This is a genomic window from Pseudomonas sp. S3(2024) (assembly GCF_036861315.1).
GTDB lineage: Bacteria > Pseudomonadota > Gammaproteobacteria > Pseudomonadales > Pseudomonadaceae > Aquipseudomonas > Aquipseudomonas putida_A.
The window spans coordinates 367,890-393,361 of the sequence record NZ_JAZAQQ010000005.1 but is presented as its reverse complement, the minus strand read 5'-3'; the positions used below and the strand labels follow the sequence as shown (position 1 = coordinate 393,361).

Sequence of the window (25,472 nt, the reverse complement as noted above, 5' to 3'; positions counted from 1 at the left end):
GCCTTCGGCGTTTTTCCCCCGGATTTTCGGGGGGAGGGCGGTAAGTGATTGTTATGCCGACAAAAAACTTTGAAATTTTTCAAAAATAAGTTTGACAGGCTTTCGATACGCCCTTAAGATTCGCCCCGTCCTCAGCGATGACATCAACGATGAGGGGCTATAGCTCAGCTGGGAGAGCGCTTGCATGGCATGCAAGAGGTCGACGGTTCGATCCCGTCTAGCTCCACCAATTTACACTTCGAAGCCTGGCCACACCGGCTCCGAAGCGATCAACACTCAGCGTTGATCAGTTGTATAGAAGGGTTTGCGTCCCCTTCGTCTAGTGGCCTAGGACACCGCCCTTTCACGGCGGTAACAGGGGTTCGAGTCCCCTAGGGGACGCCAGTTTTACAGAAGCGACGTTGCAAGATGTCGCTCCGCCGCGAGGCGAAAAATCCGGGGCTATAGCTCAGCTGGGAGAGCGCCTGCATGGCATGCAGGAGGTCAGCGGTTCGATCCCGCTTAGCTCCACCAATTTTACAGTTCAAGGTCTGGCCACACCGGCCTTGAATCAGATCAGATCTCAGCACTGATCAGCTGTATAGAAGGGTTTGTGTCCCCTTCGTCTAGTGGCCTAGGACACCGCCCTTTCACGGCGGTAACAGGGGTTCGAGTCCCCTAGGGGACGCCACGATTACCCGCTCTGCGGGATTTATAAGGGTCATTCAATTATTGAATGGCCCTTTTGTTTGTCTGGCGTTTGGCCAACTCTCCTTTTTCCTTACACTGTGCTTCAGACCAGCGGTCATATCCTCGACTTGCGGAATATTATTATGCGAATAATATTCTAGTCGTAATATTCGGAGGCAACGATGAACGATAAAAAAGCTCAAACCCGCGAACGCATCCTCAAGGCGGCCAGTGCCGCACTGATGCAGCGTGGCCCGGCGGATCCCAGCGTGGGCGAAGTGATGGGCGCCGCCGGCCTGACCGTCGGTGGTTTCTACGCGCACTTCGAAAGCAAGGACGCGATGATGCTCGAGGCGTTCAAGCAACTGCTCAGCCGTCGACGCGACCTGATTGCCGACATGGATTCCGAGCTGACTGGCGAAGAGCGTCGTGCCCTGGTCGCTGCGTTCTATCTGTCACGCAAGCACCGTGATTCCAGCGATGCCGCGTGCCCGATTCCGGCCTCTATTGGCGAACTTGGGCGTCTGCCGGAATCCTTCCGCATTGCGCTGAACGAACACCTGGAACTGATGATTGCGCAGTTGGCGTCCAGCCCCGAGGACACCGACAAGGCGTTGGCCGATGTGGCGTTGATGGTGGGTGGTCTGGCGCTGGCACGCGCGCTGGGCCCGGGCGATTTATCCGATCGATTGCTGCGCGCTGCCAAGTCGGCGGTGCGTTGACCTGAAGGCAACACGCCTGAGGAGAAAGCGATGAACACGTTGAAGTGGGTTCGTGGCGTTAATGGCACCTTGGGCTGGATTGCACCGCAACGAGTAGCAAGCAAAATGCGTCAGGCGTTCATGACGCCGCGCACGTTGCCGCTGCGTGATTGGGAGCTGCCGCTGCTGGCGAGTGCCGAACGCATCACGCTGCGCTTCGGCCTGTCGGCGCTGCGTTGGGGGCAGGGGCCGGCGGTGCTGTTGATGCACGGTTGGGAAGGGCGGCCCACCCAGTTTGCGGCGTTGATCACGGCGCTGGTTGAGGCCGGTTACACCGTCGTTGCCCTCGATGGCCCGGCCCATGGTCGTTCGCCGGGGCGTGAAGCCAACGTCGTACTGTTCGCCCGCGCCATGCTCGAAGCGGCCGCCGAATTGCCTCCTCTTCAAGCCGTCATCGGCCACTCCATGGGCGGCGCCAGTGCCATGCTCGCGGTGCAACTGGGCCTGCGCACCGAAACCCTGGTCAGTATCGCTGCCCCCGCACGGATCCTCGGCGTGCTGCGCGGTTTTGCTCGCTATGTCGGCATGCCGCCGCGGGCGCGCTCGGCGTTCATCCGCCAGGTCGAGCAGGACGTCGGCATGCGCGCCGCGACCCTTGATGTCGCGCACTATCAACTGGATATGCCGGGCCTGATCGTGCATGCCGAGGACGACACCTTTGTCTCGGTCAAGGAATCGCAATTGATCCACGAATCCTGGTTCGACAGTCGCCTGCTGCGCCTGGAAAGCGGCGGCCACCAGCGCGTGCTGGCCGACCCTCGAGTGGTTGATGGCGTGTTATCACTGTTGGCGGGGCGCAGCCTTCAAGCGCGGCAATCGGCCTGACATCCGTTACACTGCCCCGGTTGAATAATCTGACCGGGAGTGGGGCATGGGCTGGGATCGGGCAACGCCGTTCACCATTGATCTGCAAGTAGGCGCCGAGGACATCGACGGGCTGGGCCACGCGAACAACGCGGTGTACGTGACCTGGCTCGAGCGCTGCGCCTGGCGCCACTCGCAGCGTCTGGGGCTGGATCTGGTCGAATACCGGCGCCTGGATCGGGCGATGGCCGTGGTGCGTCACGAAATCGATTATCTGGCGGCGGCCTACGAAGGCGACGAACTGCAACTGGCGACCTGGATCGTCGATTGGGACCAGCGCCTGAAAATGACCCGGCACTTCCAGCTGATCCGCCCCAGCGACAACGCCACCCTGCTGCGCGCCCAGACCACTTTCGTCTGCATCGAACTGTCCAGCGGCAAACCCAAGCGCATGCCGGCGGAGTTCATCGAGGGTTACGGCCCGGCAATCCAGACTTCAGGGGTAGCGAAAACCTGACCTGTGGGAGCGGGCTTGCTCGCGAAGGCGTCGTGTCATTCAGCATTCATTTGACTGATCCACCGCCTTCGCGAGCAAGCCCGCTCCCACAATGATCCCGCGATTAACCACAAAACCTGCGGCAGACCCCAATACCTGTGGGAGCAGGCTCACTCCTGCAAGGGATCTGCGGTTTCTTGCGATATCCAGTAAACTGCCGCACGTTTTTTCTTCCTGAGTGTGTTTTCCCCATGCAAATTGCCCTGGCGCCCATGGAGGGGTTGGTCGACGACATCCTGCGCGACGTGCTGACCCGCGTTGGCGGCATCGACTGGTGCGTGACCGAGTTCATTCGGATCAACGATCAGTTGCTCACCCCGGCCTACTTCCACAAGTTCGGCCCGGAGCTGCTGAACGGCGCCCGCACCCGTTCCGGTGTGCCGTTGCGCGTGCAATTGTTGGGCTCCGATCCGGTGTGCCTGGCGGAAAACGCGGCGTTGGCCTGCGAGCTCGGCTCGGAAGTGATCGACCTGAACTTCGGCTGCCCGGCCAAGACCGTCAACAAATCCCGGGGTGGGGCGGTGCTGCTTAAGGAGCCGGAGCTGCTCAACAGCATCGTCGAACACGTGCGTCGCGCCGTGCCGGCGCACATCCCGGTCACCGCGAAAATGCGCCTCGGTTTCGACAGCCCTGACGGCTCGCTGGTCTGCGCCACCGCGCTGGCCGAGGGCGGCGCCGAACACATTGTGGTTCACGCCCGAACCAAGGTTGATGGCTACAAGCCGCCGGCGCATTGGGAGTGGATTCCGCGGGTGCAGGAGGTGGTCAAGGTGCCGGTGTTCGCCAACGGTGATATCTGGAGCGTCGAAGACTGGCGCCGTTGCCGCGAGATCAGCGGCGTCGAAGACATCATGCTCGGACGCGGTCTGGTGTCGCGCCCGGATCTGGCCCGGCAGATCGCTGCCGCGCGCGCCGGTGAAGAAGTGGTCGAGATGAGCTGGGCCGAGCTGCTGCCGCTGATTCAGGACTTCTGGCTGCAAGCCAAGGCGCAGATGACCGCACGGCAATCGCCGGGTCGCTTGAAGCAATGGCTGGCGATGCTGACGCGCAATTATCCCGAGGCCACCGAGCTGTTTACCGTGCTGCGTCGCGAGACAGAACCGGATCAAGTCTCGCGTTTGCTGGGTTTGCCGGTCGCCGCCGCAGCCTGAAAAAAATCTGCAAATACTCTCTTGAAATCATTTTGGCGGTCCCTATCTAAGGGTTACGCGATGCCGAATTCGGGTCGCGGAGTCAAAAGACCTTGCTGATTGTTTTCAGGAGATTTGAACCATGAGTACTGCATTTTCCCTGGCACCACTGTTCCGTTCCTCGGTGGGTTTCGACCGTTTCAACGACCTGTTCGAAACCGCGCTGCGCAACGAGCCAGGCAGCACCTACCCACCCTACAACGTGGAAAAACACGGTGACGATCAATACCGCATCGTCGTAGCGGCAGCCGGTTTTCAGGAAGAAGACCTGGAGCTGCAAGTCGAGAAGGGTGTGCTGACCATCAGTGGCGGCAAGCGTGATGCCAACGAAGGCGTGACCTTCCTGCATCAAGGCATTGCCCAGCGGGCTTTCAAGCTGTCCTTCCGCCTGGCCGATCACATCGAGATCAAGGCCGCCGATCTGAGCAACGGTCTGTTGAGCATCGACCTGTTGCGGGTGATCCCGGAAGAAGCGAAAGCCAAGCGCATCCCGATCAACGGAGCGCAGAAGCCGGTTCTGCAATAAGGCCGAGCAAAAAAGAAGGGCGCCACTGGCGCCCTTTTTTTGTGCTCGTCATTCGAGCATTTTTTTCAACGCCTCCAGCGCCACTGGCCGACTGTGCAGATAGCCCTGATACAAATGGCAGCCCAGCCCTTGCAGGAACGCCAGTTGCTCCGGCGTCTCCACGCCTTCGGCAATCACCTCCAGTTCCAGGCTGCGGGCCATGGCGACGATGGCGCGGATGATCTCGGCGTCGTTGGGGTCGGTGGTTGCGTCGCGGATGAACGACTGGTCGATTTTCAGGGTGTCCACCGGCAGGCGCTTGAGGTAGGTCAGCGATGAATAGCCGGTGCCGAAATCGTCCATGGCGAAGCTCACGCCAAGTTTTTTCAGACGGCGCATCTTGCTGATGGTGTCTTCCAGGTTCTGGATGACGATGCCCTCGGTGATCTCCAGTTTCAGCAGCGAGCAGGGCAGGCCGTGGCTGCTCATGCTGTGTTCGATGCGTTCGACGAAGTCGTTCTGGCGGAACTGCCGTGGGCTGATGTTTACGCACAGGCTGAAGTTGAGCGGGTCGACCAGTTTCAGCGCGATCAATTGTTTGAACGCCTCACAGGCCTCATCGAGGATCCAGGTACCGACCTCCAGAATCAGCCCGCTGTCTTCCAGCACCTTGATGAATTCAGTGGGCGATTGCGCGCCGAGTTCCGGGTGATTCCAGCGCACCAGCGCCTCGGCGCCAATGATGCGGTTGTCCTGCGCATCGACCTGCGGCTGGTAATGCACGTTGAACTCGCCGCGCGATAACGCCAGACGCAGGTCGGTCTCCATGCGCAGCCGTTCGCTGGCCGCCTTCTGCATGGTGTTGTGGTACATCTGCGTGGTGTTGCGCCCGGAATCCTTGGCTCGGTACAGCGCAATGTCGGCGCGCTTGAGCAGGTCGGTCGGGGTCGAGCCGTGATCGGGAATCAGTGCCACGCCGATGCTCGGTGTCACCTGCAGGCGCTGGCCGTCGAGGAACATCGGCTCCGAGAGCAGTTCGCGAATGGTGTCGGCCAGTTCCCGCACTTGTGCACTGACCTCGTTGCGCGTGCCTTCGAGGCCGCTGAGCAGCACCACGAATTCATCGCCGCCGAGACGCGCCACCGTGTCCTCCATGCGCACGCTGGCTTCGAGCCGTGCGGTGATGATTTTCAGCACCGTATCGCCGACCGGGTGGCCCAGCGAGTCGTTGATGTGCTTGAAGTGGTCAAGGTCGAGGAACAGCAGCGCACCGCGCAGGTTGTGGCGCTTGAGCAGGGCGATCTGCTGGCTCAGGCGATCCATCAGCAGGGCGCGGTTGGGCAGATTGGTCAGCGGATCGTGATAGGCCAGATGGCGGATCTGTGCTTCAGCGTTTTTCAACAGGCTGACGTCCCGGGCGGTCAGCAGCAGGCACGCCGTTTCGTTGAGGGTGATCGGTTCGATCGACACTTCAACGGTCAGCAACTCACCGCGCTTGTTGCGCCCGAGCATCTCCTGATGATGAACGCGGCCCTTGATCTGCAGTTCGGCAAGCAGCGCCGAGCGTTGTTTCTCTTCGGCCCAGATGCCGATCTGGTACACGGTCTTGCCCACCACTTCTTCAGCACGATAACCGGTGAGGCGGCAGAAACCGTCGTTGACCTCCAGATAGCGCCCGGTGTCACGTTCGGTGATGGTGATCGCATCGGGGCTGGAGTGAAATGCTTTGGCGAATTTCTCTTCGCTGGCCTTGAGTGCGGCCTCGGAGCGCTGTTGTTGGGTGATGTCGCGCAAGGTGGTGACGATGCACGGCTGATTGCCGACGCTGATCTGCCGGCTGGAAATCACGCACGTCAGCGACTGGCCGTCCTTGTGCTGGACGATGATCGCGACATTGCTCAGACCCTGTTCGCGAATCACCCGCTCGATGCGTTGCAGACTCTTCGCCGAGGCGTCCCACAGGCCGATGTCCTCGGCGGTGCGCCCGATCACGTCGGCGGCGCTCCAGCCGAAGGTCTGGGTGAAGCTGTTGTTGATCTCGATGAACTCGCCGCTGTCCTGGCGGGTGACGCAGATCGGGTCGGGGCTGACCTGGAACAGCGTGGCAAATTTCTCTTCGGAGGCGACCAGACGTTGCTCGCGCTCGACCTGATCGGTGATGTCCAGCAAGGTCCCGGCCATACGCAGTGGCGCGCCATTTTCGTCGCGGTAGAGGCGGGCGCGGCTTTCCAGATAACGTGAGCTGCCATCCGCCAGTTGCACGCGATAGGTCAGTTGATAGTTGCCGGCCGGGCCTTCGCGCAGGCTGCGGTAGGCGTCGCGCATGCTGTCGCGCTCCTCGCCGGGCACGCCTTCGAAGAACTCCTCGAATGATTCGTGAAACGGGATCGGCTCCAGCCCGTGCAGTTGCGCGGCCCGCGCCGAGCCGTAGAGCATGCCGCTGGGAATGTGCCAGTCCCAGGTGCCGAGTTGCGCCGAGTCCAGCGCCAGATCAAGGCGTTCCTGACTGTCTTTCAAGGCGTGTTCGGCGGCTTTGCGTTCGGTGGTGTCGAGAAACGTGCTGAGCAGATACGGCTGGCCTTCGAGTTCGACCTTTTGCGCACTGAGGATACCGTCATGAATCTGCCCGTTGCTGGCGCGGAACTGCACTTCCATGCTGATCAATTCACCTTTGGCCTTGGTCTTTTTCACCAGCTCTGCGCGTTGTTCGGGGTGCACCCATAGGCCCAGTTCCAGTGTGGTGCGACCAATGGCGTCCTGGACCGGCCAGCCGAACAGACTTTCGAAATACTGGTTGGCTTCGGTGATCAGGCCGTCTTCCTGGCGCGTCAGCAGCACCATGTTCGGGCACAGGTGAAAAAGTGTGGCGAAACGTTTCTCCGAGCTGCTCAGAGCCTGTTCGCGCTGGCGCTGGTGGGTGATTTCGCGAATCACCCCGATCATTCGGGGCCGGCCGTTTTTGTCCGGCAGCAGGCTGCCGCTGATTTCCAGCCAATGCAGGCTGCCGTCGGGCCAGCGGATGCGGTGGTGCATCGCCTGTTCCAGCGGGGCGCCGGCAATCACCGCGTGGAAGGCGCGCACGGTTTTCGCCCGGTCTTCGGGCGGCAGCAGGTCGAGATATTCCAGGTCCTGGGGCAACGGTTGACGTGGATCGAAGCCGAACAGCGCCTGAGTGCCCCGTGACCAGCTGATCTGCCCGCGCTCGATGTCCCAATACCAGGCGCCGAGCCGGGCGCCGTTGAGTGCGGCGAGCAATTGCGGCGCACTCTCCCAGCTCTGCTCGGAACGTCGCGGATCAATGGCCTGAATACGCGGCATCGGCGGAATTCGGTCAACAGATTTCGGCATTGTTAACGGGCCTTGAGCTGATGGTGGCGTTAGGCACAGGGACAGCGGCTCTATAGGAGTAGCACAAGTTAGCCTGGAGTCCCTGGCAGATCGATTTGCGCATCCAGCAAGGCCATGAAAGCCCTTGCCGCATTCGACAGCGTCCGTTCGGTGTGCACGATATAGCCTAGCTGGCGACTGAGCTGTATGCCCGGCAAAGGTATGCGCGCCACCTGTTCATCAAGCATGGTGCGGGGCAGAACACTCCAGGCCAGACCAATGGAGACCATCATCTTGATGGTTTCCAGGTAGTTGGTGCTCATGGCGATGTTCGGCGTCAGCCCTTGGGCTTCGAACAAGCGTTGGACAATGTGATGAGTAAAGGTGTTGCCTCCGGGAAAAACCGCCGGATGACCGGCAATGTCCGCCAGGCTCACCGCGCCATTGCTGATCAGCGAATGTTCCGGCGCCACCACGAAATCCAGCGGGTCGTCCCATACCGGCGCGGCTTTGACCAGTGTGTGCGGCTCTGGCGCCAGGGTGATCACCGCCAGTTCCGCACGGCCATGGAGAATCTCTTCGTAGGCCACTTCCGAATCAAGGAACTGAATATCCAGCGCCACCTGTGGGTAGCGGCGGGTGAATTCCCTTAACAGGGGCGGCAAGCGGTGCAGGCCGATGTGGTGACTGGTGGCCAGGGTCAGTCGACCGCTGACTTCGCCGGTCAGGTTGGTCAGGGCACGACGGGTGTCGTCCAGCACGTTGAGAATCTGATAAGCCCGGGGCAACAGGGCGCGGCCGGCCTCGGTCAGGCCGACTTCACGACCGAGTCGGTCGAACAGCCGCACCTTCAATTGTTGCTCCAGTCCGGCGATGCGTTTGCTGATCGCCGGTTGCGTCAGATGCAGGCGTTCCCCGGCGCCGGAGAAGCTGCCGGTCTCGGCGATGGCGATAAAAGCATTGAGGTTGGCCAGATCCATGGTTCGTATTCCAGTTGGTTATCCAAAGCATAAAAAATATGAATTTGAGTTATTTAATCTAACCCCATAGGATCGGCCTCACAAGCCAAAGGGTTATTGATAAGCCCAGGGCATAGAAACAAGCTGATGAGGAACCGTCTGATGGCCGGCAAAACGCTCTACGACAAGCTCTGGGATTCGCATTTGGTCAAGCAGCGCGACGATGGCTCGGCGCTGATCTATATCGATCGTCACATCATCCACGAAGTGACCTCGCCGCAAGCCTTCGAAGGCCTGCGTCTGGCCGGGCGCAAGCCATGGCGCATCGATGCCAACATCGCGACCCCGGACCACAACGTACCGACCACGCCAGAGCGCAAGGGCGGCATCGCAGCCATTGCCGACCAGGTCTCGCGTTTGCAGGTGCAGACCCTCGATGACAACTGTGATGAGTACGGCATTGTCGAGTTCAAGATGAACGACATCCGCCAAGGCATCGTCCACGTGATCAGCCCGGAGCAGGGCGCAACCTTGCCGGGCATGACCGTAGTCTGCGGCGACTCGCACACCTCGACCCACGGCGCGTTCGGTGCCTTGGCGCACGGGATCGGCACTTCCGAGGTCGAGCACGTGCTCGCCACCCAGTGCCTGGTCGCGAAGAAAATGAAGAACATGCTGGTGCGCGTCGAAGGTCAGTTGCCATTCGGTGTGACCGCCAAGGACATCGTCCTCGCGGTGATCGGCAAGATCGGCACCGCCGGCGGTAACGGCCATGCCATCGAATTCGCCGGCAGCGCGATCCGCGATTTGTCGGTCGAAGGCCGCATGACCATCTGCAACATGTCCATCGAAGCCGGCGCCCGCGTGGGTCTGGTGGCTGCGGACGAAAAGACTGTCGAGTACGTCAAGGGCCGTCCGTTCGCACCGAAAGGCGCGCAGTGGGATCAGGCAGTTGAAGCCTGGAAAGACCTGGTCTCCGATGCCGATGCCAAGTTCGACACCGTGGTTGAACTGGACGCTGCGCAGATCAAGCCGCAAGTCAGTTGGGGCACCTCCCCGGAAATGGTCCTGGCCGTTGATCAGAACGTGCCGGATCCGGCCAAAGAGATGGATCTGGTCAAGCGCGACTCGATCGTCCGCGCCCTGAAATACATGGGTTTGACCGCCAATCAGGCGATCACCGACATTCAGCTGGATCGCGTGTTCATCGGCTCCTGCACCAACTCGCGCATCGAAGACTTGCGCGCTGCGGCCGTGATCGCCAAGGGCCGCAAAGTCGCTTCGACGATCAAGCAGGCAATCGTCGTACCGGGCTCGGGTCTGGTGAAGGCGCAGGCGGAAGCCGAAGGTCTCGACAAGATCTTCCTCGAAGCCGGTTTCGAATGGCGTGAGCCGGGATGCTCGATGTGCCTGGCGATGAACCCGGACCGTTTGGAGTCCGGCGAGCATTGCGCCTCGACCTCCAACCGTAACTTCGAAGGCCGTCAGGGCGCCGGTGGTCGTACCCACCTCGTGAGCCCGGCCATGGCCGCTGCGGCGGCGGTGAACGGTCGTTTCATCGACGTTCGTGAATTGATCTGAAGGAGAGCGCAGCATGAAAGCTTTTACCCAGCACACTGGTCTTGTCGCGCCTCTGGATCGTGCCAACGTCGACACCGACCAGATCATTCCCAAGCAGTTTTTGAAGTCGATCAAGCGCACCGGTTTCGGCCCGAACCTGTTCGATGAGTGGCGTTACCTGGATGTCGGCCAGCCGTATCAGGACAACTCCAAGCGCCCGTTGAACAAGGAGTTCGTGCTCAATGCCGAGCGTTATCAAGGCGCCAGTGTGTTGCTGGCCCGCGAGAACTTCGGTTGCGGCTCCAGCCGTGAACACGCGCCATGGGCACTGGAAGAATACGGTTTCCGCAGCATCATCGCGCCGAGCTACGCCGACATCTTCTTCAACAACAGCTTCAAGAACGGCTTGCTGCCGATCATCCTGAGCGACGCTGAAGTCGATGAGTTGTTCAAGCAGGTCGAGGCCGAGCCGGGCTATCAATTGCAGATCGATCTGCACGAGCAGACCGTGACCAGCCCGAACGGCAGGGTGTACCGCTTCGAGATCGACGCGTTCCGCAAGCATTGTCTGCTCAATGGGCTGGACGATATCGGCCTGACCTTGCAGGACGGTGATGCGATTGCGGCGTTCGAGGCCAGGCATCGTGTGAGCCAGCCGTGGTTGTTCCGCGACGCGTGATTGATTCGAGATTGATGTAGTCAGGGCCGGCCTCTTCGCGAGCAGGCTCGCTCCCACACTTGAAATGCATTCCCCTGTGGGAGCGAGCCTGCTCGCGAAGACGGCCGCTCAAACAACACAAATGCAGGATGTGACCATGACCAGCACCGCCCAACACAGTCAGGTTGTACAAAAGCAATTCGGTGAACAGGCCGCCGCCTACCTGAGCAGCGCCGTTCACGCTCAAGGCACCGAATTCGCGCTGCTACAGGCTGAACTGGCCGGGCAGGGCGCGGCCCGGGTGCTGGACCTGGGTTGCGGCGCCGGTCATGTGAGTTTTCACGTGGCGCCGCTGGTCAAGGAAGTGGTGGCTTACGACCTGTCGCAGCAAATGCTCGACGTGGTCGCCGCTGCGGCTGTGGATCGCGGTTTTGCCAACATTGCCACGGTCAACGGCGCCGCCGAGCGCCTGCCGTTTGCCGATGGCGAATTCGATTACGTGTTCAGTCGTTATTCGGCGCACCATTGGAGCGACCTCGGGGTGGCCCTGCGTGAAGTGCGTCGGGTGCTGAAACCGGGCGGTGTGGCAGCGTTCATCGACGTGTTGTCACCGGGCAGTCCGTTGTTCGACACTTACCTGCAAAGCGTCGAAGTGCTGCGCGACACCAGCCACGTGCGCGATTATTCCGCCGGTGAGTGGTTGCGTCAGGTCAGCGAGGCCGGGCTGCACACTCGCAGCACCACGCGTCAGCGCCTGCGTCTGGAGTACCGCAGTTGGGTCGAGCGCATGCGCACGCCCGAGGTGATGCGCGCGGCGATCCGCCAGTTGCAGCAGTCGATGGGCAACGAAGTGCGCGAATATTTTGAGATTGATGCCGACGGCTCGTTCAGTACAGATGTAATCGTATTGATGGCCGAACGCTAAGCATTTTTCCGGGCGCGCCTGTTAGAGGCGAACCGATTGAAGACACGAGGAAAGCATGAGCAAGCAGATTCTGATTCTCCCAGGTGACGGTATTGGTCCGGAAATCATGGCCGAAGCGGTCAAGGTGCTGGAGCTGGCCAACGACAAGTACAGCCTGGGCTTCGAGCTGAGCCATGACGTGATCGGTGGCGCCGCCATCGACAAGCATGGCGTGCCGTTGGCCGACGAAACCCTCGAGCGTGCCCGTGCTGCCGACGCCGTGCTGCTGGGCGCCGTGGGCGGCCCGAAATGGGACACCATCGAGCGTGACATCCGCCCTGAGCGCGGTCTGCTGAAAATCCGTGCGCAACTGGGCCTGTTCGGCAACCTGCGTCCGGCGATCCTCTACCCGCAACTGGCCGACGCTTCGAGCCTGAAGCCGGAAATCGTTGCCGGTCTGGACATCCTGATCGTGCGTGAGCTGACCGGCGGCATCTACTTCGGCGCGCCACGCGGCACCCGCACCCTGGAAAACGGCGAGCGTCAGTCTTACGACACCCTGCCGTACAGCGAAAGCGAAATCCGCCGTATCGCCCGCGTCGGTTTCGACATGGCCATGGTTCGCGGCAAAAAGCTGTGCTCGGTGGACAAGGCCAACGTGCTGGCGTCCAGCCAACTGTGGCGTGAAGTGGTCGAGCAGGTCGCCAAGGATTACCCTGAAGTCGAACTGAGCCACATGTACGTCGACAACGCCGCCATGCAACTGGTGCGCGCACCGAAGCAGTTCGACGTGATCGTCACCGACAACATGTTCGGCGACATTCTCTCCGACGAAGCCTCGATGCTTACCGGATCGATCGGCATGCTGCCGTCGGCCTCGCTGGATTCGAACAACAAGGGCATGTACGAGCCTTGCCACGGTTCGGCCCCGGACATCGCCGGCAAAGGCATTGCCAACCCGCTGGCGACGATTCTGTCGGTGTCGATGATGCTGCGTTACAGCTTCAATCTGCACGATGCGGCCGATGCCATCGAGAAAGCCGTCAGCGTGGTGCTGGATCAAGGCTTGCGCACCGGTGACATTTATTCGGCCGGTTGCACTAAAGTCGGAACGCAGGAAATGGGTGACGCAGTAGTCGCCGCGCTGCGGAATCTGTAATCTCTCGGGCCCGCTGCGAAATTCAATACAAAGCAGCGGCCCACTTTTCAAGAAGGTGTAGTTGCGATGAAACGTGTAGGTCTGATCGGTTGGCGCGGCATGGTCGGTTCCGTGCTCATGCAGCGGATGCTGGAAGAGCAGGATTTCGATCTTATCGAGCCGGTGTTTTTCACCACTTCCAATGTCGGTGGCCAAGGCCCGTCCGTGGGCAAGGACATTGCTCCGCTCAAGGACGCTTACAGCATTGAAGAGCTGAAAACCCTCGACGTGATTCTGACCTGCCAGGGCGGCGACTACACCAGCGAAGTGTTCCCGAAGCTGCGCGAAGCCGGCTGGCAGGGTTACTGGATCGACGCGGCTTCCAGCCTGCGGATGAACGATGACGCAGTGATCATTCTCGACCCGGTCAACCGCAAGGTCATCGACCAGCAACTGGACGCGGGCACCAAGAACTACATTGGCGGCAACTGCACCGTCAGCCTGATGCTGATGGGCCTGGGCGGCCTGTTCGAGGCCGGTCTGGTCGAGTGGATGAGCGCCATGACTTATCAGGCGGCCTCCGGTGCGGGCGCGCAGAACATGCGTGAACTGATCAAGCAGATGGGCGCGACCCACGCTGCGGTGGCCGATCAACTGGCCGATCCGGCCAGCGCGATCCTCGACATCGACCGTCGCGTGGCCGAAGCCATGCGCAGCGACGCGTACCCGACCGAAAACTTCGGCGTACCGCTGGCCGGCAGCCTGATCCCGTGGATCGACAAGGAACTGCCGAACGGCCAGAGCCGCGAAGAGTGGAAGGCCCAGGCCGAGACCAACAAGATCCTCGGCCGCTTCAAGAGCCCGATCCCGGTCGACGGCATCTGCGTGCGCATCGGCGCCATGCGTTGCCACAGCCAGGCGCTGACCATCAAGCTGAACAAAGACGTGCCGATCGCTGATATCGAAGGGCTGATCAGCCAGCACAACCCTTGGGTCAAACTGGTGCCGAACAACCGCGACATCAGCATGCAGGAGCTGAGCCCGACCAAGGTCACCGGCACCCTGAACGTACCGGTGGGTCGTCTGCGCAAGCTGAACATGGGCTCGCAATTCGTCGGTGCCTTCACCGTCGGCGACCAACTGCTGTGGGGCGCGGCCGAACCGCTGCGTCGCATGCTGCGGATCCTGCTTGAGCGTTGATAGCTTGAAGTCGTGAAAGAACCCGCGCCTTGTGAGAGGTGCGGGTTTTTTTATGCCTGAGGGTTCCCGGTGTCAGGTCTGGCGCCTTCGCGAGCAAGCCCGCTCCCACCCTTGAACTGCGTTCCCCCTGTGGGAGCGGGCTTGCTCGCGAAGAGGTCAGAACGGACACTGCAAGTCCCGCAGAAATTGCCTGCATCTCACTCACCCGGTAAAGTGCCGCTCCCCCCGTTTCGCCAGAGGTAGAACCATGACCCAGACCCTTGATATTGCCGTCGTCGGCGCCACCGGTACTGTCGGCGAAACCCTCGTACAGATTCTCGAAGAGCGCGACTTCCCGGTCGGCAACCTGCACCTGCTGGCGAGCAGCGAATCCGCCGGCAGTTCGGTGCTGTTTCGCAACAAGAACGTGCGCGTGCGTGAAGTCGACGAGTTCGATTTCAGCAAGGTCAAACTGGTGTTCTTTGCCGCTGGCGCTGCCGTTTCCCTGAGTTACGCGGCGCGTGCCCACGCGGCCGGTTGCTCGCTGATCGATCTGTCCGGCGCGTTGCCGGCCGAGCAGGCGCCGCAAGTGGTGCCGGAGGCCAACGCCGAGGTGATCGCCGGTCTGAAAGCGCCGTTCCAGGTCAGCAGCCCAAGCCCTTCGGCGACGACGCTGGCCGTGGTGCTGGCGCCGCTGCTCGATTTGCTCGAACTGCAATACGTCAACGTCACCGCCAATCTGGCCGTGTCCGCCCAAGGTCGCGAAGCTGTGACCGAGCTGGCGCGGCAGACCGCTGAGTTGCTGAACATGCGTCCGCTGGAGCCGACTTTCTTTGATCGGCAGATGGCCTTCAACCTGTTGGCCCAGGTCGGCACGCCCGACGCTCAAGGCCACACGCTGCTGGAAAAACGTCTGGTGCGCGAGTTGCGTCAGGTGCTGAAGCAACCTTTATTAAAGATTTCCGCCACTTGCGTTCAAGCCCCGGTGTTTTTTGGCGATAGCTATAGCGTGACCTTGCAGTCAGCGAGCGCGGTCGACCTGGCAAAGGTCAACGCTGCGCTTGAGGATGCGCCCGGCATCGAGCTGGTTGAGGCCGGCGATTATCCGACTGCGGTGGGTGACGCGGTGGGGCAGGACGTTGTCTATGTCGGTCGGGTGCGCAGCGGTGTCGACGACCCGGCGGAACTTAATCTGTGGCTGACGTCAGATAACGTACGCAAAGGCGCGGCCCTGAATGCTGTGCAGGTCGCTGAATTGTTGATAAAAGACCTGCTGTAAAAGATACTTGGCAACAATTTGTCGACTCATTCTAGGTGAGCGCTATGCTTGCCCGGAGCACTTGATAACGTGTCACCCTCCGGGACTTTCCGGGGCATCAAAGAAATGATCGCGCGCGGCAGTCTGTCGTCGTCGCGCGCAATGCCTTACGGCAGCGGCAATCAACATCTTCTCGCTGGCCGAGGAACGTTCAAACAAAGGATGAGGCTATGGTTCAAGTTCGCAAACTGGTGTTAGCAATAGCGGCCGCCTCGGCGCTGTCCTCCGGTATGGCGCATGCCCTCGGGCTCGGGGAGCTGACCCTGAAGTCGACCCTGAACCAGCCGCTGGTGGCCGAGATCGAGTTGCTCGACGTCAAGGATCTCACCGCTGCCGAAGTGGTGCCGAGCCTGGCTTCACCCGAAGATTTCGCCAAGGCCGGCGTCGATCGCCAGGCCTTCCTCAACGACCTGACGTTCACCCCGGTGCTCAACGCCAACGGCAAAAGCGTACTGCGCGTGACTTCGAGCAAGCCGCTGTCGGAGCCGATGGTGAAATTCCTCGTGCAGGTGATGTGGCCGAATGGCCGTCTGCTGCGCGATTACAGTGTGCTGCTGGATCCGTCGAAATTCTCGCCACAGACCGCTGACGCCGCTGCGCAACCGGCACCGTCGCAGACCATCACCGCACCGACCACCGGCGCCACGCACCCGTCGCAATACACCACCACGCCGCGCGACACCCTGTGGGAAATTGCCGCGAAGGCGCGCACCGGCGGTTCGGTGCAGCAGACCATGCTGGCGATTCAGGCGCTCAACCCGGATGCGTTCATCGACGGCAACATCAACCGGCTGAAAACCGGTCAGGTGCTGCGCCTGCCGGACTCGGTGGAAAGCACCGCGCTGCCGCAATCGAAAGCGATTGCCGAAGTCGCCGCGCAGAACGAAGCCTGGCGTCAGGGTCGTCGCTATGTGGCCAAGCCGGGTACCGGCCAGCAGCAGCTCGATGCCACCAAGCGTGGTCGCAGCAATGTCGGCGCCGGCCAGAATGCCAAGGACAACCTGAGTCTGGTCTCTGCCGAAAACGCCAAAGGGCGTGGCAAAGGCCCGGCCGGCGATGCCAAGGCCTTGAGCAACAAGCTGGCGGTGACTCAGGAAAGCCTCGACACGACCCGTCGTGACAACGAGGAACTGAAAAGCCGCATGGCCGATCTGCAAAGTCAGCTGGACAAGCTGCAACGCCTGATCGAGCTGAAGAACAATCAACTGGCGAAGATGCAGGCCGAAGGCCCGGGCGCTGCGCCAGCCGCCACTGCTGCCGTACCGGCGATCACCGCCGAACTGGCTGCAACCCCTCCAGCCACCCCGGCAGAAGCGGCGCCAACACCTGAATCGGCGATTGCGCCACCGGTCGACACGCCTGCCGAGACGCCAGTGGTTGCGCCAAAACCGGTAGTCGATGAAGACAAAACCTTCAATGAACTGCTGACCAATCCGATCCTGCTGGGTCTGATCGGTGGCGGTGCGGTGGTGTTGCTGCTTCTGCTGTTGCTGCTGGCCCGTCGCCGCAAAGCCCAGCAGGAAGCCGAGAAACACCTGCGCATGGCCCGCGCTCTGGCGGAAGAGCAAGAGTTCTCCGCCGAGCAGGATCTGCCGGAAAGCAGCTTCGAAGGCCTGGAAACACCTGCTGCCAGCGTCAAGCTCAACACCCCGGCACCTGCGCCAGCGCCTGCTGCGGTAGTGGCTCCGGTGGTGATGGCTGAGCCGATTGCCGCGCCATTGGTCGCACCGTCCGCCGAGCGTTCCGATGACGTGCTGGACAAGGCGCAGTCGCACATCAATGCCGGTCGCCTGAATCAGGCCGCAGCGTTGCTGGAAGAGGGCGTCAGCCTCGAGCCGCAACGCAGTGATCTGCGTCTGAAACTGATGGAGGTTTACGGTCAGCAGGGCGACCGCGATGCGTTCGTGGGTCAGGAGCGTCAGTTGGTGGCCAACGGTGATAACTTCGCCAAGGTCGAAGAGCTGAAAAAACGCTTCCCGGCCATGGCGGTCGTCGCTGTCGCGGGTCTGGCTGCAGCGGCAGCCGCCGCCGAACTCGATGCGCAATACGTCAAGGAGCTGCTGCTCGACGAGCCAGAGGCGCCTGCGCCTGCGGCGGACGACCTGGATAGCGCGTTCGACCTGAGCCTGGACGATCTCGACAACATCACTCCTGTTGAGCCTGCACCTGTTGTTGAGCCTGAAGCTCCGGTGGAGCTGGACGAGTTCCCGGCCGACGACGATCTGAGCTTTGAATCGGTGCTGCAACAGCAGACAGAGATCAAAGAGAACCTCGACGACCTGTCGGACTTCGACCTCGATCTGGATCTGGGTGCCGAGCCTGCGCCAGCCCCGGCGGCGGATCTGGCGGAGGATGACTTCCTGCTGGATCTGGACGAAGGTGTGAAAGACCTGTCGCCGGTCGAGCCTGTGGTCGCCAACGAAGTGCCACAGGACGATCTGGAGCTGCCGGCGGATTTCGATCTGTCGCTGGCTGATGAAATGGACAGCAACCCGGCGGCCGAGCCTGACGCATTCGCAGCGGAACTGAATGACGTCAACGCCGAGCTGGATCGCCTGTCGCAGAGCATCGCCGAGCCGACCTTCACCGAAGCCGATGCGGCCATGGGCGATGATCTGGGCGAGGACGATTTCGACTTCCTCGCCGGCACCGACGAAGCCGCGACCAAACTCGATCTGGCCCAGGCCTACATCGATATGGGCGACAGCGACGGCGCACGCGACATCCTCAACGAAGTGTTGACCGAGGGTGACGAAAAGCAGCGTGGCGAAGCCAAGGAAATGCTTTCGCACCTGGCATGAGCCAGCGGTAAATAAAAACGGCAGCCCATTGAGGCTGCCGTTTTTGTTTGGGCTGGATTCTGCAGCGCCTGGAATGGCGCTTTCGCGAGCAAGCCCGCTCCCACAGGTAGAGCGCATTTCAAATGTGGGAGCGGGCTTGCTCGCGAAGAGGCCGGATCGGTCAACACAGAACTGACTGGCATCCCCGACTCACAGCCTTATAATGCCCGCCTTTGTACATCAGCAGGCTGTCCCACCTTGGCAAACATAGATAACCCGGTCGCCGAAATGGCACCCGAAGGCTTTTACCGTGTGGCACTGGGCGTCGAGTACAAAGGCTCGCGCTACAGCGGCTGGCAGCGTCAGTTGACCGGCGTGGCCACGGTGCAGGAAGAGCTCGAAAAAGCCTTGTCGAAAGTCGCCAATTCGCCGATTTCGCTGCAGTGCGCCGGGCGTACCGATGCCGGGGTGCATGCTTGCGGACAAGTGGTTCATTTCGACACGCCAGTCGATCGTTCGCTGAAAGCCTGGGTGATGGGCGCCAATATCAATCTGCCCCACGACATCAGTGTCAGCTGGGCGCGGGTGATGCCGGCGCATTTCCATGCGCGGTTCAAAGCCATCGCCCGGCGTTATCGCTATGTCATCTACAACGATCAGATTCGTCCGGCGCATCTCAACGAAGAGATCACCTGGAACCACCGCCCACTCGACGTTGAGTGCATGGCTGAAGCGGCGCAATACCTGATCGGCACTCACGATTTCAGTGCGTTCCGTGCTGGTCAGTGCCAGGCCAAGTCGCCGATCAAGAAAATGCACCACCTGCGCGTGACCCGTCACGGCAAGATGATCGTGCTCGATATCCGCGCCAACGCCTTTTTGCACCACATGGTGCGCAACATTGCCGGTGTGTTGATGACCATCGGTGCAGGCGAACGCCCGGTCGAGTGGATGAAAGAAGTGCTGGAAAGCCGCGAGCGCCGTTCCGGTGGCGTGACAGCGCATCCGTACGGGTTGTATCTGGTGCAGGTCGAGTATCACGATGAATTTCCGTTGCCCGAGCGTTTTATCGGGCCACATTTCCTTACGGGTTTCTCGGAACTTGACGGCTGACGCCCTCGAGCGCTTTTGTTACCATCCGGGACTTTCCCGAATTTGACGCGGAGTTTTTCTCGATATGTCAGCCGTTCGCAGCAAGATCTGCGGGATTACCCGCATAGAAGATGCGTTGGCAGCGGTCGAGGCCGGGGCGGATGCGATCGGGTTCGTGTTCTACGCCAAGAGCCCGCGTGCAGTGAATGTGCAGCAGGCGAGGGCGATCATTCAGGCTTTGCCGCCGTTCGTGACGACGGTGGGCCTGTTCGTCAATGCCAGCCGCTGCGAGTTGGGGGAAATCCTCGATGCCGTGCCGCTGGACCTGTTGCAGTTCCATGGCGACGAAACCGCTGAACAGTGCGAAGGCTGGCATCGTCCGTACATCAAGGCATTGCGGGTCAAGGCTGGCGACGACATCGCCGCTGCCGTCGATGCCTATCCGAGTGCCAGTGGCGTGCTGCTCGACACTTACGTCGAAGGCGTGCCGGGCGGAACCGGCGAGGCGTTCGACTGGTCATTGATTCCGCAAGCGTTGAGCAAGCCACTGATCCTGGCCGGTGGTCTCACCCCGGAAAACGTCGCCGACGCCGTGGCGCGAGTCAAACCGTACGCGGTCGATGTCAGCGGTGGGGTAGAGGCGAGCAAGGGCATCAAGGATCATGCGAAGATCCGCGCGTTCATCAATGCCGTACGTAGAAGCTCGCAGGGAGCGTCTACTTCGATGTGACGGCTGGCGAACTGCCGCCGTCCATCAATGCACTTGCACAAAGCAGGCGAGGCTGAGGGTTTCTGGAGTTGCACGCAGGTCATGTTTCGCGCTGACCGCGGCGTTCCATCAATCATCGCCACACACATGAATTTAGCTGAAGGGCATACGCGGGGCTGCGAACCAGAGCGTTCGGGCCGCCGGTACTGGAGAAAGAAAGCATGAGCAACTGGTTGGTAGACAAACTGATCCCTTCGATCATGCGTTCGGAGGTCAAGAAGAGCTCGGTGCCTGAAGGTCTGTGGCACAAATGCCCGTCCTGCGAGGCTGTGCTGTATCGCCCTGAGCTGGAAAAGACCCTGGACGTTTGCCCCAAGTGCAACCACCACATGCGCATCGGCGCACGGGCGCGTATCGACATCTTCCTGGATGCCGAAGGCCGCAACGAGCTGGGTGCAGATCTGGAGCCGGTTGACCGTCTGAAATTCCGCGACGGCAAGAAGTACAAGGACCGTCTGGTCGCTGCACAGAAGCAGACCGGCGAAAAAGACGCGCTGATCTCCGTCAGCGGCACCCTGCTGGGTATGCCGGTGGTGGTGTCGGCATTCGAATTCAGCTTCATGGGCGGTTCCATGGGCGCCATCGTCGGTGAGCGCTTCGTGCGCGCCGCCAACTACGCCCTGGAAAACCGTTGCCCGATGATCTGCTTCGCCGCCTCCGGTGGTGCGCGCATGCAGGAAGCGCTGATCTCGCTGATGCAGATGGCCAAGACGTCGGCGGTACTGGCGCGTCTGCGTGAAGAAGGCATTCCGTTCATCTCGGTGCTGACCGATCCGGTCTACGGCGGCGTTTCCGCCAGTCTGGCGATGCTCGGCGACGTGATCGTCGGTGAGCCAAAGGCACTGATCGGCTTCGCCGGTCCGCGCGTGATCGAGCAGACCGTGCGTGAAAAACTGCCGGAAGGCTTTCAGCGCAGCGAGTTCCTGCTGGAGCATGGCGCGATCGATCTGATCATCGATCGTCGTGAACTGCGTCCGCGCCTGGGCAATCTGCTGGCGCAACTGACCGGCCAGCCGACTCCGACCTACGTCGCCGCGCCTGTCGAGCCAATCGTCGTTCCACCGGTGCCTGCCAACGTATGACCGAGCGTACCCTTGGCGAGTGGCTCGCCTACCTTGAGCAGTTGCATCCATCGGCCATCGACATGGGGCTGGAGCGTTCGCAACAGGTAGCGTCCCGCATGGGACTGGGCCAGCCTGCGCCTCGGGTGATTACGGTCACCGGCACCAACGGCAAGGGTTCGACCTGCGCTTTCGTGGCGTCATTGCTGCGGGCGCAGGGCCTGAACGTGGGTGTCTACAATTCTCCGCACCTGCTGCGTTACAACGAGCGGGTGCAGCTCAATGGCGTCGAAGCCACTGACGCGCAGCTGTGCGAGGCCTTCGCTGCGGTGGAGGCCGGGCGTGGCGACACTTCCCTGACTTATTTCGAAATGGGCACCCTGGCGGCGTTCTGGCTGTTTCAACAGGCAAAACTTGACGCTGTGGTGCTGGAAGTCGGTCTGGGCGGGCGTCTGGACACGGTCAATGTGGTGGACGCCGATATCGCGCTGGTTACCAGCATTGGCGTCGATCATGCCGAATACCTGGGCAATACCCGCGAATCCGTGGCCTTCGAGAAAGCCGGGATTTTCCGTCAGGGCAAACCAGCCTTGTGCGGCGACCTGAATCCTCCGCAACCGCTGCTCGACAAGGTCCGCGAGTTGGCGTGCCCATTCTCTCTGCGCGGGCGCGACTTCGATCTGGGGATCACTGATCACCACTGGCAATGGCGCGGCACTGACGCCCAGGGTCAGGTGGTCGAATTGCATGATTTGCCGCTGCTCGATCTGCCGATGGAAAACGCCGCGCTGGCCTTGCAGGCATATCTGCTGCTCGGCTTGCCGTGGAATCGGTCGCAAATTGTTGCTGCCTTGCAGGCCACTCGTGTGGTCGGCCGGCTGGATCGCCGCTCGTTCGAATTCGATGGCAGGCGCCTGAACCTGCTGCTGGACGTGGGGCATAACCCGCACGCGGCGGAGTATCTGGCGCGGCGCCTGGCCAGTCGGCCGCCGGTAGGCAAGCGCCTGGCGGTGTTCGGCTTGCTGGCCGACAAGGATCTGGATGGTGTTGTCGGCGAATTGAATGCTAGTGTCCAGCATTGGGCGGTCGCGCCGCTGGATTCGCCACGTTCGCGTCCGGTCAGTGAATTGCACGCCGGATTGCAGAACCTTGGCGCGTCCGTCACGTCCTATGACAGTGTCGCGGCTGCGCTGGAAGGGCAGTGCGAGATCGCAACCAGCGACGACGAGATTCTGTTGTTCGGATCATTTTATTGTGTCGCCGAGGCCCTTGAATGGCTGGCCCGGCGCTCCACGGAGGAAGCGGCAAATGGCTTTGCTGGATAAAGCGTACAAGCAGCGCATGGTTGGCGCCCTGGTGCTGGTGGCACTGGCGGTGATTTTCCTGCCGATGCTGTTTTCCCGCCAGGACGAGCAACGTCAAGTGACGGTCGAGGCGCCTGCCGCGCCGCAAGCCCCTTCGATGCCGCAGGTGCAAATGGAATCGGTGGCCGTGCCTGAGCCGCAAGCTTTGCCACAAGAACCGGTGCCAGCGGATGAAGAAGTCGCAGAAGACACTGCGCCTGCTGCTCCAGTCGCGGCGGCCTCGGCCCCAACCCCGGCCCCAACGGCGCCCATAGCAATCGCCAAGCCGACTGCGCCGCCTGCGGTGGCCAAGCCGATTCCGGCGCCTGCTCAGCCAATTGCTGCTGCATCGAAACCTGACACCACGCAAAGTCGCGTCGATGCCAACGGTCTGTCGGTCAGCTGGTCGGTGCAACTGGCCAGTCTGTCGAGTCGCGCCAGCGCCGAAAGCCTGCAGAAAACCCTGCGCAGTCAGGGCTACAACGCTTATATCCGTTCCGCCGACGGCAAGAACCGGGTGTTCGTGGGACCGCTGATCGAGCGTGCCGAGGCCGATCGTCTGCGTGATCTGTTGAGTCGCCAGCAGAACCTCAAGGGGTTTGTCGTGCGCTTCCAGCCCGAGCGCGGCTAGGATCTATCGATTCGATTGAAATGCACTGAAAATCGCAGCTTACCGACAGCGGTGCGCTCTGCTAAAATGCGCCGCCTTATCCGTCTGTAGGCTGCACTGTGCCATTTACCCTGGTTGACTGGGCGATCGTTGCAATCATCGCCATCTCCGCTTTGATCAGTTTGAGCCGCGGCTTCGTCAAGGAAGCATTATCGCTGGTGACCTGGATCATCGCAGGAGCGGTTGCCTGGATGTTCGGTGGCTCACTGTCCGAGTACCTCGCCGGATACATCGAAACCCCATCGGCTCGCGTGATCGCGGGCTGTGCCATCATGTTTGTCGCCACACTGATCGTGGGCGCAATGATCAATTATCTTATCGGCGAGTTGGTGCGCGTGACCGGATTGTCCGGCACCGATCGATTCCTGGGCATGGCCTTCGGCGCGGCGCGTGGCGTGTTGCTGGTGGTCGTGGCAGTCGGGCTTTTGAGCCTGGGGCCGGTACAGCAGGACGGGTGGTGGAAAGAATCACAGCTCGTGCCAAAGTTTCTATTGGTCGCCGACTGGTCCAAAAACCTGATTCTCGGGTGGAGCAGTCAGTGGCTTGCCAGCGGAATCAGCGTACCCGCTGATATTCCGTTCAAGGAGCAACTCTTGCCGTCGGCCAAAACGCCTCAGTGAGTGTTGTTCAGTTCAGATCCATTAAGTAGGGGTTGCGTCGCATGTGTGGCATCGTCGGTATCGTCGGTAAGTCGAACGTCAATCAGGCGCTGTATGACGCGCTAACCGTGCTCCAGCACCGCGGCCAGGACGCTGCCGGTATCGTGACCAGCCATGATGGCCGGTTGTTCTTGCGCAAGGACAATGGTCTGGTGCGTGACGTGTTTCAGCAGCGTCACATGCAGCGCCTGGTCGGCCATATGGGTATCGGTCACGTCCGTTACCCAACTGCCGGCAGCTCGACCTCGGCCGAAGCGCAGCCGTTTTACGTCAACTCGCCTTACGGCATCACCCTGGCGCACAACGGCAACCTGACCAACGTTGAACAGTTGGCCAAGGAGATATACGAATCCGACCTGCGTCACGTCAACACCAGTTCCGACTCGGAAGTGCTGCTCAACGTGTTCGCCCACGAGCTGGCCCAGCGCGGCAAGCTGCAGCCGACCGAAGAAGACGTGTTTGCCGCCGTGACCGACGTGCACAACCGTTGCGTCGGCGGTTACGCGGTGGTGGCGATGATCACCGGTTACGGCATCGTCGGTTTCCGTGACCCGCACGGCATCCGTCCGATCGTGTTCGGCCAGCGTCACACCGACGAAGGCGTCGAGTACATGATCGCTTCCGAAAGCGTTTCGCTGGACGTGCTCGGTTTCACCCTGATCCGCGACTTGGCCCCGGGCGAAGCGGTCTACATCACTGAAGACGGCAAACTGCACACCCGTCAGTGCGCGACCAACCCGTCCCTGACCCCGTGCATCTTCGAACACGTTTACCTGGCGCGTCCGGATTCGATCATCGACGGCGTGTCGGTGTACAAGGCGCGTCTGCGCATGGGCGAGAAACTCGCCGAGAAGATCCTGCGCGAGCGTCCGGAACACGACATCGACGTGGTCATCCCGATCCCGGACACCAGCCGCACCGCCGCGCTGGAGCTGGCGAACCACCTGGGCGTGAAATTTCGCGAAGGCTTCGTCAAGAACCGCTACATCGGCCGGACCTTCATCATGCCGGGCCAGGCTGCCCGCAAGAAGTCGGTTCGTCAGAAGCTCAACGCGATCGAGCTGGAATTCCGCGGCAAGAACGTGATGCTGGTCGACGACTCGATCGTGCGCGGCACCACCTGCAAGCAGATCATCCAGATGGCCCGCGAAGCCGGCGCGAAAAACGTCTACTTCTGCTCGGCGGCCCCGGCCGTACGCTTCCCGAACGTTTACGGCATCGACATGCCGAGCGCTCACGAACTGATCGCACACAATCGTTCGACTCAGGATGTGGCGGATCTGATCGGTGCAGACTGGCTGATCTATCAGGATCTGCCTGACTTGATCGAAGCAGTCGGTGGCGGCAAGATCAAGATCGAAAACTTCGATTGCGCGGTGTTCGACGGCAAGTACGTCACCGGCGACGTCGACGAGGCTTACCTGGACAAGATCGAGCAGGCACGCAACGATGCCTCCAAGGTCAAGACCCAGGCGGTCAGTGCGATCATCGATCTGTACAACAACTGAGTTTCTACCGGCCCTGAGGGGCCGGTTTTGTATCTGACTTTTAATTTTCAAGAACAGGGCAA

21 protein-coding genes and 4 tRNA genes are annotated in these 25,472 nt (G+C 61.1%); 23 read left to right on the top strand and 2 right to left on the bottom strand.

The window, feature by feature from the left end:
- Window positions 1-153 precede the first annotated feature (153 nt).
- From VLA07_RS15995 to VLA07_RS15955, 9 genes are all read left to right on the top strand, one after another.
- Window positions 154-229 (top strand) — tRNA-Ala (locus VLA07_RS15995).
- A gap of 79 nt (window positions 230-308) precedes the next feature.
- Window positions 309-384, top strand: a tRNA-Glu gene (locus tag VLA07_RS15990).
- A gap of 53 nt (window positions 385-437) precedes the next feature.
- Window positions 438-513 (top strand) — tRNA-Ala (locus tag VLA07_RS15985).
- 81 nt (window positions 514-594) lie between these two features.
- Window positions 595-670 (top strand) — tRNA-Glu (locus tag VLA07_RS15980).
- A gap of 181 nt (window positions 671-851) precedes the next feature.
- Window positions 852-1,391, top strand: a complete 540-nt coding sequence (locus VLA07_RS15975; RefSeq protein ID WP_007969225.1) for a TetR/AcrR family transcriptional regulator — start codon at window positions 852-854, stop codon at window positions 1,389-1,391.
- A 30-nt stretch (window positions 1,392-1,421) separates the two neighbouring features.
- Window positions 1,422-2,255, top strand: coding sequence for an alpha/beta fold hydrolase (locus VLA07_RS15970; protein ID WP_096796149.1), 834 nt, complete (start codon window positions 1,422-1,424; stop codon window positions 2,253-2,255).
- A gap of 46 nt (window positions 2,256-2,301) precedes the next feature.
- The gene (locus VLA07_RS15965) at window positions 2,302-2,751 is read left to right on the top strand and encodes an acyl-CoA thioesterase (protein WP_027611525.1); all 450 of its coding nucleotides are present in this window, start codon (window positions 2,302-2,304) and stop codon (window positions 2,749-2,751) included.
- 230 nt (window positions 2,752-2,981) lie between these two features.
- Complete coding sequence (locus VLA07_RS15960; protein ID WP_095140142.1) at window positions 2,982-3,941, top strand: tRNA dihydrouridine synthase; 960 nt, start codon at window positions 2,982-2,984, stop codon at window positions 3,939-3,941.
- Window positions 3,942-4,062: 121 nt separating this feature from the next.
- A complete protein-coding gene (locus VLA07_RS15955; protein ID WP_007969230.1) occupies window positions 4,063-4,506 on the top strand; it encodes an Hsp20 family protein in 444 nt (147 codons plus the stop codon).
- Window positions 4,507-4,554: 48 nt separating this feature from the next.
- Here the strand turns inward: VLA07_RS15955 and VLA07_RS15950 are convergent, their stop codons facing one another.
- Window positions 4,555-7,833 carry a sensor domain-containing protein gene (locus VLA07_RS15950; RefSeq protein WP_330207050.1) on the bottom strand — a complete coding sequence of 1,093 codons (3,279 nt, stop codon included), beginning with the start codon at window positions 7,831-7,833 and terminating at the stop codon, window positions 4,555-4,557.
- Between the two features lie 68 nt (window positions 7,834-7,901).
- A complete protein-coding gene (locus VLA07_RS15945) occupies window positions 7,902-8,792 on the bottom strand; it encodes a LysR family transcriptional regulator (RefSeq protein WP_103367614.1) in 891 nt (296 codons plus the stop codon).
- A gap of 141 nt (window positions 8,793-8,933) precedes the next feature.
- Here VLA07_RS15945 and leuC point away from each other — a divergent pair, with 141 nt between their 5' ends.
- The 14 genes from leuC (at window position 8,934) to purF (ending at window position 25,410) form a co-directional block, all read left to right on the top strand.
- Window positions 8,934-10,352 carry a 3-isopropylmalate dehydratase large subunit gene (gene leuC, locus VLA07_RS15940; protein WP_096796153.1) on the top strand — a complete coding sequence of 473 codons (1,419 nt, stop codon included), beginning with the start codon at window positions 8,934-8,936 and terminating at the stop codon, window positions 10,350-10,352.
- Between the two features lie 13 nt (window positions 10,353-10,365).
- Window positions 10,366-11,010 (top strand): 3-isopropylmalate dehydratase small subunit, encoded by a 645-nt coding sequence (leuD, locus tag VLA07_RS15935; RefSeq protein WP_333989650.1) that lies wholly within the window; start codon window positions 10,366-10,368, stop codon window positions 11,008-11,010.
- Between the two features lie 136 nt (window positions 11,011-11,146).
- Window positions 11,147-11,914, top strand: a complete 768-nt coding sequence (locus VLA07_RS15930; RefSeq protein ID WP_333989649.1) for a class I SAM-dependent methyltransferase — start codon at window positions 11,147-11,149, stop codon at window positions 11,912-11,914.
- 55 nt (window positions 11,915-11,969) lie between these two features.
- Complete coding sequence (gene leuB / locus VLA07_RS15925; protein ID WP_027611530.1) at window positions 11,970-13,052, top strand: 3-isopropylmalate dehydrogenase; 1,083 nt, start codon at window positions 11,970-11,972, stop codon at window positions 13,050-13,052.
- Window positions 13,053-13,118: 66 nt separating this feature from the next.
- Window positions 13,119-14,231: an aspartate-semialdehyde dehydrogenase gene (gene asd / locus VLA07_RS15920; RefSeq protein WP_003226428.1), complete on the top strand. Its 1,113-nt coding sequence runs from the start codon at window positions 13,119-13,121 to the stop codon at window positions 14,229-14,231.
- A gap of 247 nt (window positions 14,232-14,478) precedes the next feature.
- Window positions 14,479-15,489, top strand: coding sequence for an aspartate-semialdehyde dehydrogenase (locus VLA07_RS15915; RefSeq protein ID WP_027611531.1), 1,011 nt, complete (start codon window positions 14,479-14,481; stop codon window positions 15,487-15,489).
- 209 nt (window positions 15,490-15,698) lie between these two features.
- Window positions 15,699-18,329: a FimV/HubP family polar landmark protein gene (locus VLA07_RS15910; protein WP_333989648.1), complete on the top strand. Its 2,631-nt coding sequence runs from the start codon at window positions 15,699-15,701 to the stop codon at window positions 18,327-18,329.
- Between the two features lie 267 nt (window positions 18,330-18,596).
- Entirely contained in the window at window positions 18,597-19,421 is an 825-nt protein-coding gene (gene truA / locus VLA07_RS15905; protein WP_333989699.1) for a tRNA pseudouridine(38-40) synthase TruA, read from the top strand.
- Window positions 19,422-19,485: 64 nt separating this feature from the next.
- Entirely contained in the window at window positions 19,486-20,130 is a 645-nt protein-coding gene (locus VLA07_RS15900) for a phosphoribosylanthranilate isomerase (RefSeq protein WP_183780985.1), read from the top strand.
- 200 nt (window positions 20,131-20,330) lie between these two features.
- Window positions 20,331-21,251 carry an acetyl-CoA carboxylase, carboxyltransferase subunit beta gene (gene accD, locus VLA07_RS15895; protein ID WP_027611535.1) on the top strand — a complete coding sequence of 307 codons (921 nt, stop codon included), beginning with the start codon at window positions 20,331-20,333 and terminating at the stop codon, window positions 21,249-21,251.
- A complete protein-coding gene (gene folC, locus VLA07_RS15890; RefSeq protein ID WP_333989647.1) occupies window positions 21,248-22,555 on the top strand; it encodes a bifunctional tetrahydrofolate synthase/dihydrofolate synthase in 1,308 nt (435 codons plus the stop codon). The genes accD and folC overlap by 4 nt, the downstream gene beginning before the upstream one ends.
- Window positions 22,539-23,204: an SPOR domain-containing protein gene (locus tag VLA07_RS15885; protein ID WP_097088670.1), complete on the top strand. Its 666-nt coding sequence runs from the start codon at window positions 22,539-22,541 to the stop codon at window positions 23,202-23,204. Before folC ends, VLA07_RS15885 begins: the two co-directional genes overlap by 17 nt.
- 98 nt (window positions 23,205-23,302) lie before the next feature.
- The gene (locus VLA07_RS15880) at window positions 23,303-23,863 is read left to right on the top strand and encodes a CvpA family protein (RefSeq protein WP_007961197.1); all 561 of its coding nucleotides are present in this window, start codon (window positions 23,303-23,305) and stop codon (window positions 23,861-23,863) included.
- 41 nt (window positions 23,864-23,904) lie between these two features.
- Window positions 23,905-25,410 (top strand): amidophosphoribosyltransferase, encoded by a 1,506-nt coding sequence (gene purF, locus VLA07_RS15875; RefSeq protein ID WP_003226416.1) that lies wholly within the window; start codon window positions 23,905-23,907, stop codon window positions 25,408-25,410.
- Window positions 25,411-25,472: the final 62 nt, after the last annotated feature.

What these genes read in the sequence shown, in the direction of transcription:
- VLA07_RS15975 (WP_007969225.1), top strand. Translation starts at nt 852, where the DNA reads ATGAACGATAAAAAAGCTCAAACCCGCGAACGCATCCTCAAGGCGGCC.
- VLA07_RS15970 (WP_096796149.1), top strand. Translation starts at nt 1,422, where the DNA reads ATGAACACGTTGAAGTGGGTTCGTGGCGTTAATGGCACCTTGGGCTGG.
- VLA07_RS15965 (WP_027611525.1), top strand. Translation starts at nt 2,302, where the DNA reads ATGGGCTGGGATCGGGCAACGCCGTTCACCATTGATCTGCAAGTAGGC.
- VLA07_RS15960 (WP_095140142.1), top strand. Translation starts at nt 2,982, where the DNA reads ATGCAAATTGCCCTGGCGCCCATGGAGGGGTTGGTCGACGACATCCTG.
- VLA07_RS15955 (WP_007969230.1), top strand. Translation starts at nt 4,063, where the DNA reads ATGAGTACTGCATTTTCCCTGGCACCACTGTTCCGTTCCTCGGTGGGT.
- VLA07_RS15950 (WP_330207050.1), bottom strand. Translation starts at nt 7,833, where the DNA reads ATGCCGAAATCTGTTGACCGAATTCCGCCGATGCCGCGTATTCAGGCC.
- VLA07_RS15945 (WP_103367614.1), bottom strand. Translation starts at nt 8,792, where the DNA reads ATGGATCTGGCCAACCTCAATGCTTTTATCGCCATCGCCGAGACCGGC.
- leuC (WP_096796153.1), top strand. Translation starts at nt 8,934, where the DNA reads ATGGCCGGCAAAACGCTCTACGACAAGCTCTGGGATTCGCATTTGGTC.
- leuD (WP_333989650.1), top strand. Translation starts at nt 10,366, where the DNA reads ATGAAAGCTTTTACCCAGCACACTGGTCTTGTCGCGCCTCTGGATCGT.
- VLA07_RS15930 (WP_333989649.1), top strand. Translation starts at nt 11,147, where the DNA reads ATGACCAGCACCGCCCAACACAGTCAGGTTGTACAAAAGCAATTCGGT.
- leuB (WP_027611530.1), top strand. Translation starts at nt 11,970, where the DNA reads ATGAGCAAGCAGATTCTGATTCTCCCAGGTGACGGTATTGGTCCGGAA.
- asd (WP_003226428.1), top strand. Translation starts at nt 13,119, where the DNA reads ATGAAACGTGTAGGTCTGATCGGTTGGCGCGGCATGGTCGGTTCCGTG.
- VLA07_RS15915 (WP_027611531.1), top strand. Translation starts at nt 14,479, where the DNA reads ATGACCCAGACCCTTGATATTGCCGTCGTCGGCGCCACCGGTACTGTC.
- VLA07_RS15910 (WP_333989648.1), top strand. Translation starts at nt 15,699, where the DNA reads ATGGTTCAAGTTCGCAAACTGGTGTTAGCAATAGCGGCCGCCTCGGCG.
- truA (WP_333989699.1), top strand. Translation starts at nt 18,597, where the DNA reads ATGGCACCCGAAGGCTTTTACCGTGTGGCACTGGGCGTCGAGTACAAA.
- VLA07_RS15900 (WP_183780985.1), top strand. Translation starts at nt 19,486, where the DNA reads ATGTCAGCCGTTCGCAGCAAGATCTGCGGGATTACCCGCATAGAAGAT.
- accD (WP_027611535.1), top strand. Translation starts at nt 20,331, where the DNA reads ATGAGCAACTGGTTGGTAGACAAACTGATCCCTTCGATCATGCGTTCG.
- folC (WP_333989647.1), top strand. Translation starts at nt 21,248, where the DNA reads ATGACCGAGCGTACCCTTGGCGAGTGGCTCGCCTACCTTGAGCAGTTG.
- VLA07_RS15885 (WP_097088670.1), top strand. Translation starts at nt 22,539, where the DNA reads ATGGCTTTGCTGGATAAAGCGTACAAGCAGCGCATGGTTGGCGCCCTG.
- purF (WP_003226416.1), top strand. Translation starts at nt 23,905, where the DNA reads ATGTGTGGCATCGTCGGTATCGTCGGTAAGTCGAACGTCAATCAGGCG.